Genomic DNA, 16,946 nt, shown 5'->3' with positions numbered 1-16,946 from the left:
AAAACTCCTTAATATTAAAAAATGTCTATACGACATTTTAACATAGGAATCACTTATTTGAATAGTTTGTCTTCTCGACCCCTTCTCCTCTATTTGTATTATTCGATTCGAATGCTACAGAATACGAAATAAAAACACCATATAATATAAAGATACATATTGTCGTTACAATTGTTTCTTTCGGTAAATGGAGTGCACTTTTAATAACAGGTGCCATTAGCCCCATCCCCAAAAATAATAATGCCCACCAAAACAAACCGTATAGTACGCCAGGGAATACTCCTTCAAACTTTTTAAAAAGGGCTTTATAGAGAAATGCCACTAAAATTGAAAGAAGTCCCATACAAACGATACCTAGTACATTTCCCCAAACCCCTTCTTTCCAATCTCCAAATGCAAACGGTAAAAGTAAATAGTTAGGTCCAGCTTCTGTAAATGAGAATATATGAAGGAAATACCATATACCTCCCCAAAATAAGCCACCAAATAAACCAATTTGTACAAAGTTTCTTATTGTTGATTGTTCTTGATTCACATTGACACCTCCGCTCACTAGTATGCCCGAAACTATTTTGAGGCATGTTTAAATCCTGCAAAATTTGTCTATAAAAAGAATAAGAAATGTCCGACTCTCGTAACATTTTCCCTTGTCATCTGCCTGTATTTGTCGATAAAATAAAGGAAACTCGGTGATTGTCTTATTTCAAGATGACAAAACCAAGTATGACAATTGCCTCTTTTTCTACATAAGAGAGAAACAAATACAGGTTGGTGTTAACATGGCAGAAGAGTCAAAACAAATATATGGCGGGCAGGCAGTCATAGAAGGAGTTATGTTTGGTGGTAGAGAATATACTGTTACAGCGGTTCGTCGTAAAGATAAATCGATTGAATTTTATCGTTTACCACGCGTTCGTAATAAAGCATTGTCTCTACTAAAGAAAATTCCATTTTTACGAGGTATTGCCGCTATTGTGGATGCAAGTGCGAATGGAGCGAAACATTTAAACTTTGCTTCAGAACGATTTGATGTCCACCCAGAAGAAGATGAACAACTTGCAAATAAAAAAGAAGAACAATCAAAATTAACGATGGTATTAGGAGTTGCAGCAGTTGGTGTTTTATCGTTCATATTCGGTAAAGTAATTTTCACAGCAGTTCCTGCACTTTTAGCTGAATTAACGAGACCGATTTTCCCATCTCATACAGGGCAAATCATTGTCGAAAGTGTCATTAAGCTCATGCTATTATTGAGCTATATATACTTCATTTCTTTAACCCCACTTATTAAGCGGGTATTTCAGTACCACGGTGCGGAACATAAAGTAATCAATGCTTATGAGAATAATCTTCCACTGACTGTAGAAAATGTTCAAAAGCAAACTCGCCTCCATTATCGCTGTGGCAGTAGCTTTATTATATTTACAGTCATTATTGGAATGTTTGTCTATTTCCTCGTCCCTACAGATCCGCTTTGGGCAAGGGTAGTAAACCGAATTTTATTAATTCCAGTTGTTCTCGGTATTTCTTTTGAAGTATTACAATTTACCAATCGATTACGAGATGTCCCTGTTTTACGAGTACTTGGATATCCAGGATTATGGCTGCAACTATTAACAACGAAAGAACCAACAGATGATCAAGCGGAAGTTGCAATCGCATCGTTTGAAGAATTATTACGTTTAGAAAACAAACAATAATTATTTAAAAATGGTGTTCAACTCCTTTCCTCATCGTTAATATACTAATTTTAATATATGTTTTTAGGAGGTGTCCCTTATGAACGGTCGTTCGTTTACATTCGCTATATTTGTGCTTATTATCGGATTGGCAATATTCGGCCTTGTTTCATCTGTTATTACAAACCCAATGGAAGTATTGAAAAACATTGGTATCATGTTAGCTGTCGTCGGTATCTTTTACTTACTCTACAAAATGTTTACAAACTCTAGTGGTTCTGCAAATTCGCAAAGCTCATATAAGCGTGCAGCGAAACAATCGAACCGCAAACACGGGAAACAAAATGTAGCACCCCTAAGCAATTCTTTCTTGAAACGAAATGCTTCTGATGACAAGGGGAAAAAGGGTAATTCTCCATCGTTGAAAAGAAAAAGAAAACAATCTCATTTAACTGTCATTGAAGGTAAAAAAAACAAAAAGAAAGACCGTGCTTCCTTTTAGGAAATACGGTCTTTTTTTATCCCGGTTGGTGCGGGGCTAATAATCAGTGGAAGATGCGAAAAACCCTACTGATTAAAGTTTCACTTTATATGTTGAAGCACTTCTTTCAAACTTTTCTCTTTCATACTTTCGATACGAAGGTGATGGTTTTCAAATTGCAAATTTCTTGTCAAATCATTAGGTACGACGACACACTTTAATCCTGCTGCCACCGCTGCTTTCAATCCATTTAATGAATCTTCAAATACAACGGCTTCTGATGATTCAATTCCTAATTCTTCTATCGCAACTTTATAAAGAGCTGGATCTGGTTTTACCTTCTCTACATCTTCTCGCGTTTTAATCACTTCAAAATAATCTCTAATTTGTAGCTCTTCTAAAAAACGAACGACCCACTCCCTAGATGAACTAGAGGCTAATGCGATTTTCAATCCAAGTTCTTTCGCTTCTTCTAAATATTCTTTTACCCCGTCACGCGCTTTTGGTATTTTCATTTTCTCTTTATGTAAAGTTGTTACTTTTCCCTTTAATGCATGCTCGTTAAATTTTTCTTTTAATTGCTCTTTTAAATATGCATAAAGCACTTCATCTGTCGTTCCAATACATTTTGCAAATTCCTCTAAAGGTAACTCGCCGCCGTATTCACGAACAGCATCTCTGAAAGAGTGAAACCATATTGTTTCTGTGTCCACAATTAATCCATCAAAATCAAAAATAATTGCTTTCATTATTCTCCCGTCCTTTTCGATTGAAATAAAAAAGGAAACGCCACACGTTCCCCTTAATTACTTTTCTCTTCATTTGCTTTTTGAACACCACGAAGTGTTTCTACTCGAACTTCATCTTGTTCAAAGTATTGTACTAAATCACCGATACGGTCAATTGATTCCCAACTTAAATGATGTTCAATTCCTTCTACATCATTATAAATTTTGCTTTCATCCACACCGATAATGCGCATAAACTGTTCTAACAATTCATGACGATATACGAGACGTTCTCCGATTTTTTTACCTTTTGATGTTAATACAAGCCCTCTATATTTTTCATAAATTAGATATTCGTCTTTGTCTAATTTTTGTACCATTTTTGTTACAGAGGATGGATGTACACTAAGCGCTTCAGCAATATCAGATACACGGGCATAACCCTTTTCATCAATCAACAAATAAATTTGTTCAATATAATCTTCCATACTAGGGGTAGGCATCGGTTTCCTCCATCCAATTTCATTTTGCTTATTCCGTACGAAGCAATCAATAAAATGATACACCAGAAAGAATAACGTGACAAGGTGGAAACGAGCCTAAATATATAAAACAAAAAAAGAATCCAGATTCCCCTTATGTAAAATATTGAATTTCTGCATCGGGAAAATACTCATATATATAACCTCGTATTGTTTCTTCCAATACTTCTGCATCATCCTTTTGATATACATATTTCCCAATACCGTATCGTCCCCATTTATATTTCCGCTTCTCTTCATCCATTTCAAGTTTCGTATTCGGATAACGTTCTTGAATGACTTTTTTGGCTGGTTTCGTAAAACGATGTTGAATTAATTCGAACGTTAAATTTGGTATCGTCATGTCTTTTAACTCATTGTACAATCGTTCAAACAATTCACGGTACCCTTCTTCCCACCCTTCATGCATATAAATTGGCGCAACAATAAAGCCAAGAGGATAATTAGCCCCCGCTACTTTACGAGCAGCCTCAATTCGCTCTTCAAATGGCGATGTCCCTGGTTCAAAATTTTTAATCACATAACGTGAATTAATACTAAATCGAAAACGCGTTTTCCCATTATGCTTTGCATCTAATAAATGATCAACATGCGAATATTTCGTAACGAAACGTAAACGTCCATGTTCACTTTCTCCGATAAACTCTATCGCCCGCTTTAATGCATGTGTCAAATGATCAATTCCAACGATGTCTGATGTACACGCCGCTTCAAATCTTGTTATTTCAGGGGCCCTTTCATCCATATATTGCTTTGCCTTCTCAAAGATTTCATCTAGATTCACATACACCCTTACGTAAGGTTTACTCCCAAGTGTCGTTTGCAAATAACAATAATGACAATGTCCCATACACCCTGTTGCAAGCGGAATTGCATATTCAGCTGAAGGTTTTGATGTATCGAACTTTAACGTCTTCCTCACCCCAACGACAAGTGTTGCTTTTGCATTACGATACTTTTGCAATTCATTTTCCCCTGGAAAATTTCTAATTTGATTGTGTGATGTCGTTTCACGAATTTCTAATCCCATCTTCGTAAACTTCTCATAAAGCTCTTTTCCAAGCGGATATTCGAGTGCCCTCGGTTCAAAGTAAACGAGTTTTGGCATAAATGGTTTCATGTGCTTCCCTCCTCTCGTTAGTATGGGAAGCAAAAAAAAATTAACACAGATTAAAGTTTTCCACTTCAGTAACTTGCTTTGCAAGTTACTGACTGTTATAATTTAGATAACAGCTACCTTGCAAGGCAAGTTACCTGGATAAAAGGTGGTGAAATCATGCACAGCCAAATGTTAAAAGGTGTACTAGAAGGTTGCATTCTATATATCATTTCACAAGAAGAAGTGTACGGATATGAACTAAGTACAAAATTAAATAAACACGGCTTTACATTCGTAAGTGAAGGAAGCATCTATCCTTTATTGTTACGCATGCAAAAAGAGAAGCTTATTGAAGGAACATTAAAAGCTTCCTCACTCGGTCCAAAACGAAAATATTATCACGTAACCGATAAAGGATTAGAACAGCTTGAAGAATTTAAAAAAAGTTGGGGAATGGTTTCAACGACGGTAAATAACTTATTACAAGGGGAGTGATAGGGATGAAGGCGCAAGACATGGTTGAATTGAACAATAAAAAACGCGAATTTCTAACACCTGAAAACGAAGCTGCTTACGGTGATATGTTAGTATATGTTCGGTTATCTAACGTACCCGAACATCAAGTAGAAGAACTTTTATTAGAAATATTAGATCATCTCATCGAAGCACAAGCAGAAAATAAAAATGCTTATGATATTTTCGGAAATGATTTACGATCTTACTGTGATGAACTTATATCAGCTTTACCAACCCAAACAAAGCTAGAAAAAACTTCTTTAATCGGTTTTATTATTAGCTTACTTCTTGCTATACAGTTTGGAATAGATGCACTTGTTTCGACTTTCATTTTAATCTTCGGGAAGAATATCGAACAATTAAGCCCAGCTTTTAGCATCCCTGGAACCACTTTGTTCGTTTCACTTATTATACTAGGCATACTTTTCATTTTATATTTATTAAAGCGCTATTCCTTTGATCAAAAGATGAATTGGAAAAGAAGGATTCTATTTGGATTTGCATTTGCTACTCCATTTTGTTCAGCTGTATTTTTAAATGTCTATTTCAAAAAACAACCTTATCTCATTTATCATCTAACCTTTTGGCAAAACGCTTTAATCGCTATTCTATTTTATATTTTATATAAATTACTATACAAAAAATCAAATTTTTAACAGCCCTTCAAACGGCTGTTTTTCTTCTGTATAATTTTACAAATCGAAAAATTTCATAAAGAAAATAAGAAAAATGCAAAATAATTAAAGTTAATTGTTGACGTGATGCTTTTATTATCGGTATCATAAATCTTCGTGAGCAATTATTTTTCGTTATACGATTTTTTTATTATTACTGAATTTTTGAGAGGAGAAATTTGATGTCAGTTAAGAAGAAAACGCAAGTACGCACCGGCAAAATGGTACGTGAACTAATGTTAGCAGACGAAGATGTAAATGCTTCGCTAATTATGGTATATAGTGAAAACGGTGTAAACGCAGAAATTAAAATCGAGGGCTTAACGCCAAAATGTAACGAAGAATTATTTTTGAGCGGAAACGTGGATTGGAACAAGAGTGTTATTTATAAAATTGTTGATTTCACTGGGAACGCTGAGGTTGGTAAAGTTACATTAACAGCGATGAACAAAAACAATGTTTCTCTAGAAGTTGAACGCGTTATGTGGAGCAAAGAAAATAAAGAAGCTGCTGAGCAAGAAGAAACAGTTGTAGAAGCTACTCCGAAAAAAGAAGTAGTTGTAGAAGCTCCAAAAGCAGTTACACCTGCTCCAAAGCCTATTACGCGAGTAGAAACACCCGCTGCACCTAAACCTACTCCGGTACCAACGCCGAAGTCAGTAAGTGTTGAAGCAGCTATAGAACTATCTACTCCAGCACCTGTGAAAAAAGCAGTACCTACTCCAGTTACAAAGCAAGAGACAGCACCGGTTACTCCTACAAAACCGAAGCAATCTGCTTTGACTGAAACAAATACAAAACTACAAGAAAATTATGTTAAACTTGTGAAAAAGACAATTGAAGTTTGTCAAGATTACGAGCTTGGCATCGACATAGATGATTCTATTGAAGGATTAAAAAAAGAACTACAAAGCCAAGGTATTAGCGTTACATTCGACAAAGAAATTATGGACGTTGTAAATCGCCTTCGTTCTTTACAAGATAAAGGAATCAAAGTAGAAAAAGTACTTAATTTACTATAAAAATAAGGAGATGGCGGTCGCCATCTCCTTATTTTTTATAATTCCATTCATTACTTTCATACTTCTCTTTTGCTAAAGTTTGAACTTCATGAAGCTGTTCTTCTGTTAGTTCATACGGCACAAGCTCTATATCTAAACCTTTTTCAAATCCAGTTTCAAACGCTTTAATTAACTGTTCAATCGTAAATGTGCGGTCTGTTAATTCATTAATCGCTACCGCTTTAGAAGAAAACATGTTTTTCATACGCTCTTTTACTCGCTCATTTGGGAATAAAAATAGGTCGTATAACTCATCTAAATCTATTTCTAACGGAATAGAACCGTGTTGTAAGATAACACCTTTTTGACGTGTTTGGGCACTACCCGCGATTTTTCTTCCTTCAACTACAATCTCATACCAAGATGGTGCATCAAAACATACTCCTGAACGCGGATTTTTTAAATTCTCACGATCCGCTTCTGTTTTCGGAACTGCATAATACGCTTCTAATCCTAATGCCTTAAAACCGTCCAATAAGCCTTGCGAAATAATTCGGTATGCTTCTGTAACTGTTTTTGGCATATTCGGATGATCTTCAGACACAATAACACTGTACGTTAATTCTTTGTCATGTAGTACACCCCTGCCGCCTGTTTGACGACGAACGAATCCATATTTCTTTTCGTTAACTACATCCATATTTATATCTTTTTCAACACGCTGGAAATACCCGACTGTTAATGTTGGTACTTCCCATTCATAAAAACGAATTGTTGGTGACATTTTCTTTGCACTTTGCCAATTTAATAAACATTCATCTAACGCCATATTAAATGCTGGTGAACATTGACCAGAGTTAATATAACACCATTTTTCTTTTCCCATCCTGCACCTCATATAACCAATTATTTTTCACATTCTCTAGTCTACCAAATTCGACAAAATTTGTGAAAGAATACGAAATTTCTTCTTATATACAAATGAATCTGTTGCATAAATACATATGGGCATTATAATATTGAAAGTAGGATAAGAAAAAAGGGAGCGATAGAATCGTGTCAACAAACTTGATTATTATACTAGCCGCAATTGCAGCATTCATCGGCTACACTGTATGGATGTATTTCTATCAGAAAAAATTAATTAAAACACTTTCAGAAGATGAATTTCGCGCTGGCTACCGTAAAGCACAGCTTATCGATATTCGCGAAGCGGATGAATTTAACGCGGGACATATTTTAGGTGCGCGTAACATTCCATTATCACAAATTCGCCTTCGCCACAAAGAACTTCGCCAAGATCAACCGGTTTATTTATATTGCCAAAGCGGATTCCGTACAGGTCGTGCAGCTCAATACTTAAAAAAACAAGGCTACACAGATTTCTACCAATTAAAAGGTGGATTTAAATCTTGGTCAGGAAAAATTAAAAAGAAATAATATACAAAAAACTAGCTGCACAGTGCAGCTAGTTTTTCATTCCATATTGTTCGCAATGTACAGCAGATTTTGTTTAATCACATCTTCAGCTTTCTCATCTACATTACGATATAATAGCTGATATTCAATCCCCTTCTCTTTCCATATAAGCGTAGCAAATTCGTCCCCTCTCTCGTAATCATCCTTATTTTTAAAATAAGCAGGTGCTCCATTATTCAATTTCATTTGTTCTTGAAATCGATTCTCTTCTACGAGGTATGGAAAACTGTAAGAAAAGTTGGCCACTGTTAATTCTATATAATCGTGCCTTCCTTTCTCTTGTTGCTTATATTTAATCGTTAAGACAGCATTCTTCTTTCCCATCGTTCTTACCTCTCCCTTCACATCACTCGTAATGTCATAAGGTAAAAACGTTGGAACTTTAAACTTTGCCGGAAAATATTTTGGAAGTTCCTTTAGGGGAATCGGATCAGTAACACGGTCCTTAGCCCCTCCTGTTGTTCCTACAAATGTTTTTTCTTCTTGCATCGTTTGCTGAAATGAACATGAGCTAAGTATTACACTAGAAAACACGAAACAAATGATTCCTTTTTTCAATTTGTTTCCGCCCTTTCATACCGCTCTCTTAACGAGCGAAGCGTTTATACTCTCTTCTATTCGCTTCGTTATCAAACGCCTCCTCCGAAAACTTTCCACGTTATTCTCACACATTTTGACAAAAATTCTTTGCAGACATACAAAAAAGACCTCGCTATTCTTACGCCCAAATAAAAAGGTTACGCGAATAACAGAAGTCATGCTTATAACATAGATTGTGAAAAGCTTTTCAGGTCAAGATTTTTTCATTCTTATTATTTTCCCCTTATAATTAAGTAAAGAGGTGATACATATGGCCAATATAAAACAAATTGCAAAAACTGCTGGTGTATCTATATCAACTGTTTCTCGTGTTCTTAATAATCATCCTTACGTAAAAGAAGAAAAGCGTAAGCGTGTTTTAGATGCAGTTGAAGAATTGAACTATGCAAAAAATATAAATGCTATCCATTTAATAAAGGGAAAAACGTATACAATCGGGGTTATGCTCCCTTTTATTAATCTTCCGTACTTTAGCACGATCATTGAAGGAATCGGAAACGAAGCGTTAGCAGCTGGATATCATATTAATTTATGCCAAACGAATTACGATAGTATTGAAGAAATTCGCGTTCTTGAAATGATGAAAATGAAACAATTTGACGGGATGATTATTTGCTCTCGCACGAGTTCATGGGAACAAATTGAACCGTTCGCAAAATTTGCCCCTATTATTTCATGTGAAAAAATGAACCATCCCCTCATTTCATCTGTCTATGTAGATCATTACGAAGGATTCCGTCTCGGTACTTCCTATTTACTCAGTAAAGGTCATGAAAAAATCGGCATTTGTTTAGCAAGAAAAACAAGTGTTAATTCAATCGAGCGTGAAAAAGCTTTCGCCGATACTCTTCGTCACGAAGGAAAAACAGTATACCCTGATTGGATTTTCCATCAATGTTATACGATGCAGGACGGGGCAAAAATACTTCATCGTATTTTAAACATGAAAAATCGTCCAACCGCTATTTTCACAGCGAACGATCAAGTAGCTGCTGGTTTATTAACAGAGGCAAAAAAACATGGCATTCGCATACCTGAAGACCTCGCTATCCTGGGATTTGATAACCATGAAATTTCAAAAGCATTAGAAATTACAACTATTGAGCATCCTGGGCTCACAATGGGATCACGTGCTTTTTCTTTATTTCATAAACAGATACACAACGAACACATTATTGGAAACTCAGAAGAACTTTCATTCCATTTAATTGAGCGAAAAACAGTCTAGAAAAGAGTGCCAACCATAGCACTCTTTTTTCAGTTCTTCACCTATTGACTTTATATTTTTTATCTCATATAATGAACCTAACGAACGGTAGGTAGGGGATGAAAATGACAGCAAACCGCATTAAAGCTGTAGCACTTTCTCATTTCGCGCGCTACGGCTACGAAGGAACTTCATTAGCAAATATTGCTCAAGAAGTTGGGATTAAAAAGCCATCGATTTACGCACACTTTAAAGGAAAAGAAGAGCTATATTTTACATGCTTAGAATCCGCTCTTCAAAATGATTTGCAAAGCTTTACAGACGATATCGAAAATTTTTCCAAATCGTCTACTGAAGAATTGCTCTTAAATTTGTTAAAAGGCTATGCAAAACGATTTGGTGAAAGTGAAGAATCAATGTTTTGGTTACGAACTTCTTATTTTCCGCCGGATGCATTTCGCGAACAAATTATTGATAAAGCGAATGTACACATTGAAAATGTCGGAAAACTTTTATTCCCTGTGTTTAAAAGAGCAAGCGAACAAGATGAACTGCATAACATTGAAGTAAAAGACGCTTTGGAGGCTTTTTTATGCTTACTTGACGGCCTTATGGTTGAACTACTATACGCAGGTTTAAATCGTTTTGAGACACGTTTAGAAGCTTCTTGGAAAGTATTTTGGCGCGGACTTTCAAACTGACGGATTGCTCCTTTGCAATGCGTCGTTTTTAAGCCCTTTACCTAACGACTGGTAGGAAGGAGAAATGACATATGGCATGGATTTATGTAATCATAGCTGGTATTATTGAAATCTTTTGGGTTATTGGACTTAAAAAAGCGGAGGCACCACTTGAGTGGGCTGGTGTTGCTCTATTAATTACAATTAGTTTCGTCTTATTATTTAGAGCATATAAAGATCTACCTGTCGGCACTGTATACGCAGTCTTTACAGGAATTGGAGCTGGTGGAATCGTTCTTACAGAGATTTTCATCTTCGGAGAACCTTTCTCTATCGTAAAAGTTTTATTAATTGGTTTAATCTTCTTCGGAGTAATTGGTTTAAAACGAGTAACAGAAGAAAAAGAAGCGAAGGAGGCCGCATAAAATGGCTTGGGTATTTTTAATTCTAGCTGGTATTTGTGAAATTGTTGGTGTACTCTTTATGAAAGTAGCCACTGAAAAGAAGGGCTGGGCACCAAAAGTTATTTTAATCGCTAACTTCGGCGTAAGCTTCTTCTTCTTATCCCTTGCAATGAATACATTACCAATGGGAACTGCTTATGCAATTTGGACTGGAATCGGAACTGCCGGAAGTGCACTTCTCGGTATTCTTATTTTCCGTGAATCAGCGGATTGGCGCCGCCTTGCCTTCTTAAGCTGCATTCTATGCGGCGCTGTTGGCTTAAAATTATTAGGCTAACGTGAGGTGAATGTCATGTGGAAAGAAAAAGGAAAACAAATCTTAACATGGATCACACTTGGGGTCGTCATTCTATTACAAATAAGTTTTCATATAATAGAATGGCTGTTTCATAAAGTATTATCCATTCTTACATTCCTTCCTAACATGGCACTTGAAATTGCATCTATCGCTTGGTCAATTATCGCCTCCATTGCAATCGTAATTATATGGAGTATCGCCAAGCTATGGAACAAATTATTTAAAAAGGACAGTTCTTCTGACAAGAAGTAACTGTCCTTTTTTTATCCCGCTATTCGCGGGCAGTAAGACCCCCACCTCAAAATTCGGCGAATGCGAGGGAGTTAGGTGGGAGTCGGGCTGCCCGTAAACGCCCGATTGGTGAAGGCTAATAATCAGTGGGGATGGACAAAACCCCCACTGATTAAAGTTTCACTTTATATTCATTCAGATTTTCTATAGAAATTTGATGCGATCAGACAAAGCAGACCAGCTATGACAACACTCATACCAATCCCTTTATGCAAATTAGGAAATGGCGATGGTATATCTGAGTAAAAATTTGCTAATATGAGACCAATTGAAAATAAAAGGACTCCTATTCTATATAACCATTTTCTTTTTTTCATCATTCTCCCTCCTAAAATTTTTCATACCCTTCTTTCTTTTGGACATACTACCTAAAAAAGGAGTGGATAGTATGCAGAATTCTATACATAAGCAAATCCTGTTTTTATTTTTCCTCTTTCTCATTTTCGTTATCGTTTTCAGCTTTATATTACATACTCCGAAAGATGTGCCTAATAGCCTTTCTGTTTATAAACTTTTGCTCTCGTATTGCCGTTATTGAAAAAGGTGCCTTATATAAGGCACCTTTTAAAATTCTCTCTTCTCATACAATTTCACTGAAACGAAGATAGATACTATGAACATGCAAATTGAACTAACGAATAACACGCTGTTGTATAGTTGAATTTGTTCCAGGTTGATTTGAAACAAAGTTTCTAAAATAACAATCGGCGCCATGAATATTACTATCGTAATAAAAATAGTTTTTTTATACCCTAGCCAAAACGATATCGGTAAAACAAAACTTAAATACACTAAAATAAAGCTAATACTAGCAACCATTGTCGTTTCAATAAATTCAAATAGGTTAACCCCATTCTTCATTCCCATCGTGAAACAACCGATCGTTACGCTTATAAAAAGAATAATAATTGCTACTATATATTTCGTATACACAATTTGTTTTCTCAATATTGGCAAACTATTTACTATAACTTCACTCTCATTTTTACTATCTGCTTCAAATGTTTTTACTGTTGCCCCAATTGTAATAATTACTGACATAATTATGAACAGATTTTCCGTATCTGTTAAAGCCATATAAAAGAAAACAGGATACAATATGTACCAAATTAAAAATTTCCATTGAATGATGAAATCTTTTAAAATTAGTTGTTTCAACACTATTCTCCTCTCTCTTACAAATCACGCTCACTATACAAATTAATTGAGAATAACATAGACATGATATATAAAAGAAGCAGCACTGCTATAAAACAAACATTTACGACTAGACTCGTGCTCCAAACATTCTCTACATCTAACCATACGTTACTTACAATTAGTCCACTCAAATACCCAAATGCTATTCCGATAAAAGGAGCAATTTGTTTTGCACTGTTATATCCTACTGAGAATTCAATCGGAAGTACAATTATGCTACAAACAAGCCCACCTGTTATACCTCCGAGAATTTCTCCCCACAGCATAAATCCAGTTATATGTTCATTTTGTAACTGAATCAAACCAACCACAAGTGAGAGAATCCCCCCTAACGCAACTAAAATACTTACAAATATGTATTTTGCTATGACAATTCCTTTACGTTGTAACGGTAAACTATTTACTATTATTTCACTTTTATTTTTCCCCTCATAACTCATTGACAGTACCATGCCAAGAAAAGGTATAGATACGCTAATCGTCATAAGGAAGCTATCACTACGAAAATCAACAATAGCAAGGAAAAACAAACATATAAGATAAGCAAACCCTAACTTTCTTTGCAACATCATATCTTTTAAGACTAGTTGCTTGATCATTTATTGCACCTCCTAATATGAAAATGCTCCTTCTATAACTCTGTCTCCTGAAACATTTTCATTGAGAGCAACATGGATATGACTATACTTACTAACAATCCGATACCAAGAACACTCATTGATAATATAGCACCTTCAGAGTGAAGTACTTTTAGCATGATTGTTTTATCACCAAAAATATTGCACATAAGGCCAATCATACCCATTAAAGGAAAAATCATAATCACATTCAAGACAGTAGTAGCTTTATATCCTCCAATGTAATTAGTAGGTATCGTTACTACACAATAAATCAAAGTTGCTACTATTGCTGAAAATATTGCATATCCAGGAATAACTATATCTCTGTTCAACAAAATATTTCCTAATATTACGACTATAGAAGTTATACTCAAACCGACTATAATAAATAATGTGCTTGAAATATATTTAGCTATAACTATCTCTTTTCTCATTATAGGCAAACTCACTAATACTTTTTCTGTTTTACTTTTTTCTTCATAATAAAAAGAAATATATATAATCGTACTACATGTTATAAATAATCCTATTGCAATCCCCATCGGTTCTACGGAATTTCTAAAAACAGATAAAATAGGTATTAAAAAATAGAAAGGAAACATCTTCTTCTGTAAGAAAAACTCCTTCAAAATCAACTGTTGCATATGAATTCTCCTCTCTATAAATCACGCGTTTCATAAATTTTAATTGTAAGAAACATAGAAGCGATATATACACTAGCTAATATCATACCTCCAACTATAAACAAACCAAGATGTGATGGATTCATAATCCAATCAATGAATGATACAGTCGTACTTTCTCCGTCACCAATAAACATTCCAGTAATAACACCTATTCCAGCGGCTCCACCTGAAAATATTCCACGTACTATTTTTGATTTTGTCCCATAATAACTAGGGAACAATGCTGTAATATAAACTAAAGAATATATAGCCCCTCTGACTACTCCATACCAAGGAATTTCGATATACAAATTAGGATGATAAACTCCAATATCACCAATGACAGTGATGCCTCTTATAAGAAAAACAACTAGCATAGTAGAGATCATGCCACCTACAATGAATATTGCACCTGAAATATATCTAGCAATAATGATATCCTTTCTTCTTACAGGTAAACTATTTATAATAACATCACTTTTATTTTTTTCATCCATCGCTATTAATATCATAGAAGATGATATCGTTATGAGTAAGCAACTCAATGGAAATAACAATTCACCATCTGGCTCTAACCCAAAGAAAACAATGGGCATAATAAAATACACTAACCAAGTTACCCGAAAAAAGAATAAATCTTTATATACGAGCTGACGCATAGGCACCTCTCCCTTTCGCAGTGTAAACGATGATATCATCTAATGTAGGATTTTCTAGTACGACCTCATTTCCAAACCAATCTATAATTGCTTGTTTATCCTTCGCTAAACCTTCGAAACCAAACTTATTTTTTCGTAATCCAACAAATAGCTCTTTTCCTTCTTGATCTAATAAATCATTACTTCCCTTTACGATTACGTATTTCTCCATTAATTCATCTTTCTCACCAGTAAATATAATTTCTCCATCATTGATAAACGTAATATAATCTGCAATACGTTCTAAGTCTGTCGTAATGTGCGTTGAAAATAATACAGATACTTCATCTTCCATTACAATTTCTTGCAGCATATCAAGTAATTCACTTCGAACAACTGGGTCTAATCCTGCTGTTGGTTCATCCATAATAATGAATTCCGCATGGTGTGAAAGTGCGATTGCAATCGCAAATTTCATTTTCATCCCTTTGGATAACTCTTTAATCTTTTTATACGTTGGAACTTGTAATCTCTGCATATACGATTGATACTGCTTTTCGTCCCACTTTTTATATAACGGTGCAATAATCCGTTTCATTTGCTCACACGTTAAATCTTCGTAATAATGATTTTCATCATATACAAAACCAATATTTTGTTTTATTTCCTTTTCGGCTTTCTTATTGTCCTTACCAAAAATTTTTATATCACCGCTCTCTTTTCTGATTAAATTCATAATCATTTTGATCGTCGTACTTTTTCCAGCTCCATTCGGTCCGATAAATCCCATAATATATCCACGTGGCAATGTAAAACTTACATTTTTCACTGAGAAATCTTGATAAGTTTTACAAACGTTTTTTAGCTCTAACATCTCTTATTCCCCCTTGTATAAACACGCAATCATCTGTTGCAACTCTTCCAGTGAAAGCTGCAACACTTTACTTTCATTCACAATCTCTTCTACTTTACTTTCCAATAGACGTAGCCGCTGTTCTTTTAATAGTTCATTATTTTTACTTGAAACATAAGTCCCCTTCCCAGCAACAGTTTCTATATATCCTTCTTTTTCAAGCTCCTCGTATGCACGCTTCGTTGTAATTACACTAATTTGTAATTCCTTCGCTAAGCTGCGAATAGACGGTAATTGATCTCCACCCTTTAAACCACCATTTAAAATAAGCTGGCTTAATTGTTTTCTTATTTGCACATAAATAGGGTCTTGGGAAGAATTCGAAATAATAATATTCATGTTTTCCTCCAGTGTGTGTATATACTGTATATACCTTGTATACACAGTATATACACAACATCCTATTTTTGGCAAGAAAAAAAGACCAACATTTTCCTGTTGGTCTTTCGTATATGTATCACTTTTCAAAGCGATCTAACATTTCGTCTCTCATTCCGAAACTAACAACCGCAATTCCTACATACATAAAAAGAAGGAATGCTGGATGAACTGTATTGTACCAGCTGCTATCAACAATTAAATAAATCGTTAACGCCACAACAAGAACAAACGCTAAAATAAACATATAAAAGTGTCTTGTATTACCCATGATAAACTCCTCTCTTCTCTCTTCACCATTCAACAGTATATTGTATCGAATAATTCGATATGACTCAAGGTTAACTTTCTGTTATGTAATCAAGTTCTACCTTTACAATGTCCTCACACGCTATTGAAATGATTGTTCCTTGTTTATCAATCGCTGTCACTTCTCTATTATCCATTACACGGTGCGCTACTCTTTCTAACACTTTCCCTTGGTCTCGGTAACAAAATTCTTTTACATCTTTAATTGTTTCTCCATTTTCTAAATGGTATACCATTCTATAACATCGATATCCCACGCTTCCACCCCCGTCTTGCTCGTTTTTTCACATATACATAAAAATGAGTAATTTCTACCTCATCACATCTTCTTAATTTCAATAAAATTCTAACAAAAATAAATACTTTTATCAAACCGACTTTTTCAACAAAAACACCTATAAAACCGCATCTTTACAGCAATATGAAACAAAAAATATAAATTTTTAACATTTTTTTCATTCTATCCGCACCAATGTTGCAAAAA

At 34.9% G+C, this 16,946-nt stretch carries 26 protein-coding genes; 11 read left to right on the top strand and 15 right to left on the bottom strand.

The window, feature by feature from the left end; all coding sequences use genetic code 11:
• Window positions 1-49 precede the first annotated feature (49 nt).
• Window positions 50-535, bottom strand: a complete 486-nt coding sequence (locus JFT89_RS27160; RefSeq protein ID WP_002015048.1) for a YqhR family membrane protein — start codon at window positions 533-535, stop codon at window positions 50-52.
• A gap of 244 nt (window positions 536-779) precedes the next feature.
• Between JFT89_RS27160 and JFT89_RS27155 the strand changes: the two genes are divergently transcribed.
• Window positions 780-1,700, top strand: a complete 921-nt coding sequence (locus JFT89_RS27155) for a DUF1385 domain-containing protein (protein WP_002015047.1) — start codon at window positions 780-782, stop codon at window positions 1,698-1,700.
• A gap of 79 nt (window positions 1,701-1,779) precedes the next feature.
• Window positions 1,780-2,181 (top strand): SA1362 family protein, encoded by a 402-nt coding sequence (locus JFT89_RS27150; RefSeq protein ID WP_002015046.1) that lies wholly within the window; start codon window positions 1,780-1,782, stop codon window positions 2,179-2,181.
• An 80-nt stretch (window positions 2,182-2,261) separates the two neighbouring features.
• Here the strand turns inward: JFT89_RS27150 and JFT89_RS27145 are convergent, their stop codons facing one another.
• The 3 genes from JFT89_RS27145 to splB all read right to left on the bottom strand — a co-directional run bounded on the left by JFT89_RS27145 (window position 2,262) and on the right by splB (window position 4,550).
• The gene (locus JFT89_RS27145; protein WP_016096121.1) at window positions 2,262-2,909 is read right to left on the bottom strand and encodes an HAD family hydrolase; all 648 of its coding nucleotides are present in this window, start codon (window positions 2,907-2,909) and stop codon (window positions 2,262-2,264) included.
• Window positions 2,910-2,962: 53 nt separating this feature from the next.
• The gene (gene mntR / locus JFT89_RS27140; protein ID WP_001143080.1) at window positions 2,963-3,391 is read right to left on the bottom strand and encodes a transcriptional regulator MntR; all 429 of its coding nucleotides are present in this window, start codon (window positions 3,389-3,391) and stop codon (window positions 2,963-2,965) included.
• Between the two features lie 133 nt (window positions 3,392-3,524).
• A complete protein-coding gene (splB, locus tag JFT89_RS27135; protein WP_002067092.1) occupies window positions 3,525-4,550 on the bottom strand; it encodes a spore photoproduct lyase in 1,026 nt (341 codons plus the stop codon).
• Window positions 4,551-4,706: 156 nt separating this feature from the next.
• Between splB and JFT89_RS27130 the strand changes: the two genes are divergently transcribed.
• The 3 genes from JFT89_RS27130 (at window position 4,707) to JFT89_RS27120 (ending at window position 6,741) form a co-directional block, all read left to right on the top strand.
• Window positions 4,707-5,024 (top strand): PadR family transcriptional regulator, encoded by a 318-nt coding sequence (locus tag JFT89_RS27130; protein ID WP_000556081.1) that lies wholly within the window; start codon window positions 4,707-4,709, stop codon window positions 5,022-5,024.
• Between the two features lie 5 nt (window positions 5,025-5,029).
• Window positions 5,030-5,701, top strand: coding sequence for a DUF1129 family protein (locus tag JFT89_RS27125; protein ID WP_016096120.1), 672 nt, complete (start codon window positions 5,030-5,032; stop codon window positions 5,699-5,701).
• Window positions 5,702-5,901: 200 nt separating this feature from the next.
• Window positions 5,902-6,741, top strand: coding sequence for a hypothetical protein (locus tag JFT89_RS27120; RefSeq protein WP_016096119.1), 840 nt, complete (start codon window positions 5,902-5,904; stop codon window positions 6,739-6,741).
• Between the two features lie 28 nt (window positions 6,742-6,769).
• Here the strand turns inward: JFT89_RS27120 and JFT89_RS27115 are convergent, their stop codons facing one another.
• Complete coding sequence (locus tag JFT89_RS27115) at window positions 6,770-7,606, bottom strand: lipoate--protein ligase family protein (protein ID WP_002015039.1); 837 nt, start codon at window positions 7,604-7,606, stop codon at window positions 6,770-6,772.
• 170 nt (window positions 7,607-7,776) lie between these two features.
• Between JFT89_RS27115 and JFT89_RS27110 the strand changes: the two genes are divergently transcribed.
• Entirely contained in the window at window positions 7,777-8,160 is a 384-nt protein-coding gene (locus JFT89_RS27110) for a rhodanese-like domain-containing protein (RefSeq protein WP_002015038.1), read from the top strand.
• A 36-nt stretch (window positions 8,161-8,196) separates the two neighbouring features.
• Here the strand turns inward: JFT89_RS27110 and JFT89_RS27105 are convergent, their stop codons facing one another.
• Window positions 8,197-8,733, bottom strand: coding sequence for a hypothetical protein (locus JFT89_RS27105; protein WP_002129065.1), 537 nt, complete (start codon window positions 8,731-8,733; stop codon window positions 8,197-8,199).
• Window positions 8,734-9,049: 316 nt separating this feature from the next.
• Here JFT89_RS27105 and JFT89_RS27100 point away from each other — a divergent pair, with 316 nt between their 5' ends.
• The 5 genes from JFT89_RS27100 to JFT89_RS27080 all read left to right on the top strand — a co-directional run bounded on the left by JFT89_RS27100 (window position 9,050) and on the right by JFT89_RS27080 (window position 11,700).
• On the top strand, window positions 9,050-10,027 hold the full coding sequence (locus tag JFT89_RS27100) for a LacI family DNA-binding transcriptional regulator (RefSeq protein WP_016096118.1): 978 nt from the start codon (window positions 9,050-9,052) through the stop codon (window positions 10,025-10,027).
• Between the two features lie 98 nt (window positions 10,028-10,125).
• Window positions 10,126-10,707, top strand: coding sequence for a TetR/AcrR family transcriptional regulator (locus tag JFT89_RS27095; RefSeq protein WP_002160509.1), 582 nt, complete (start codon window positions 10,126-10,128; stop codon window positions 10,705-10,707).
• A 71-nt stretch (window positions 10,708-10,778) separates the two neighbouring features.
• Entirely contained in the window at window positions 10,779-11,111 is a 333-nt protein-coding gene (locus JFT89_RS27090) for a DMT family transporter (protein WP_000312339.1), read from the top strand.
• A 1-nt stretch (window position 11,112) separates the two neighbouring features.
• A complete protein-coding gene (locus JFT89_RS27085) occupies window positions 11,113-11,427 on the top strand; it encodes a DMT family transporter (RefSeq protein ID WP_002015033.1) in 315 nt (104 codons plus the stop codon).
• Between the two features lie 15 nt (window positions 11,428-11,442).
• The gene (locus JFT89_RS27080) at window positions 11,443-11,700 is read left to right on the top strand and encodes a DUF3975 family protein (RefSeq protein ID WP_002067087.1); all 258 of its coding nucleotides are present in this window, start codon (window positions 11,443-11,445) and stop codon (window positions 11,698-11,700) included.
• A gap of 170 nt (window positions 11,701-11,870) precedes the next feature.
• Here JFT89_RS27080 and JFT89_RS27075 read toward each other — a convergent pair whose 3' ends face one another.
• The 9 genes from JFT89_RS27075 to JFT89_RS27035 form a co-directional block, all read right to left on the bottom strand.
• A complete protein-coding gene (locus JFT89_RS27075) occupies window positions 11,871-12,056 on the bottom strand; it encodes a hypothetical protein (protein ID WP_016096117.1) in 186 nt (61 codons plus the stop codon).
• 247 nt (window positions 12,057-12,303) lie between these two features.
• Window positions 12,304-12,900 carry an ABC-2 transporter permease gene (locus JFT89_RS27070; protein ID WP_002067133.1) on the bottom strand — a complete coding sequence of 199 codons (597 nt, stop codon included), beginning with the start codon at window positions 12,898-12,900 and terminating at the stop codon, window positions 12,304-12,306.
• A gap of 14 nt (window positions 12,901-12,914) precedes the next feature.
• On the bottom strand, window positions 12,915-13,538 hold the full coding sequence (locus JFT89_RS27065; RefSeq protein WP_002067132.1) for an ABC-2 transporter permease: 624 nt from the start codon (window positions 13,536-13,538) through the stop codon (window positions 12,915-12,917).
• A 32-nt stretch (window positions 13,539-13,570) separates the two neighbouring features.
• Window positions 13,571-14,203, bottom strand: coding sequence for an ABC-2 transporter permease (locus JFT89_RS27060; protein WP_002067131.1), 633 nt, complete (start codon window positions 14,201-14,203; stop codon window positions 13,571-13,573).
• A gap of 14 nt (window positions 14,204-14,217) precedes the next feature.
• Window positions 14,218-14,883, bottom strand: a complete 666-nt coding sequence (locus tag JFT89_RS27055; RefSeq protein WP_002138319.1) for an ABC-2 transporter permease — start codon at window positions 14,881-14,883, stop codon at window positions 14,218-14,220.
• Window positions 14,864-15,736, bottom strand: coding sequence for an ABC transporter ATP-binding protein (locus tag JFT89_RS27050; RefSeq protein ID WP_002067128.1), 873 nt, complete (start codon window positions 15,734-15,736; stop codon window positions 14,864-14,866). Before JFT89_RS27050 ends, JFT89_RS27055 begins: the two co-directional genes overlap by 20 nt.
• Before the next feature lie 3 nt (window positions 15,737-15,739).
• A complete protein-coding gene (locus JFT89_RS27045; RefSeq protein WP_016096115.1) occupies window positions 15,740-16,114 on the bottom strand; it encodes a GntR family transcriptional regulator in 375 nt (124 codons plus the stop codon).
• 118 nt (window positions 16,115-16,232) lie between these two features.
• Window positions 16,233-16,424, bottom strand: coding sequence for a hypothetical protein (locus JFT89_RS27040; RefSeq protein WP_002088608.1), 192 nt, complete (start codon window positions 16,422-16,424; stop codon window positions 16,233-16,235).
• A 70-nt stretch (window positions 16,425-16,494) separates the two neighbouring features.
• Window positions 16,495-16,698: a DUF3929 family protein gene (locus JFT89_RS27035; RefSeq protein WP_000262495.1), complete on the bottom strand. Its 204-nt coding sequence runs from the start codon at window positions 16,696-16,698 to the stop codon at window positions 16,495-16,497.
• Window positions 16,699-16,946: the final 248 nt, after the last annotated feature.

The organism is Bacillus sp. TH25 (genome assembly GCF_016650935.1).
In the GTDB taxonomy this organism is placed as follows: domain Bacteria; phylum Bacillota; class Bacilli; order Bacillales; family Bacillaceae_G; genus Bacillus_A; species Bacillus_A mycoides.
The sequence above is the reverse complement of the archived record's forward strand: the minus strand, read 5'-3'. Positions and strand labels throughout refer to the sequence as shown.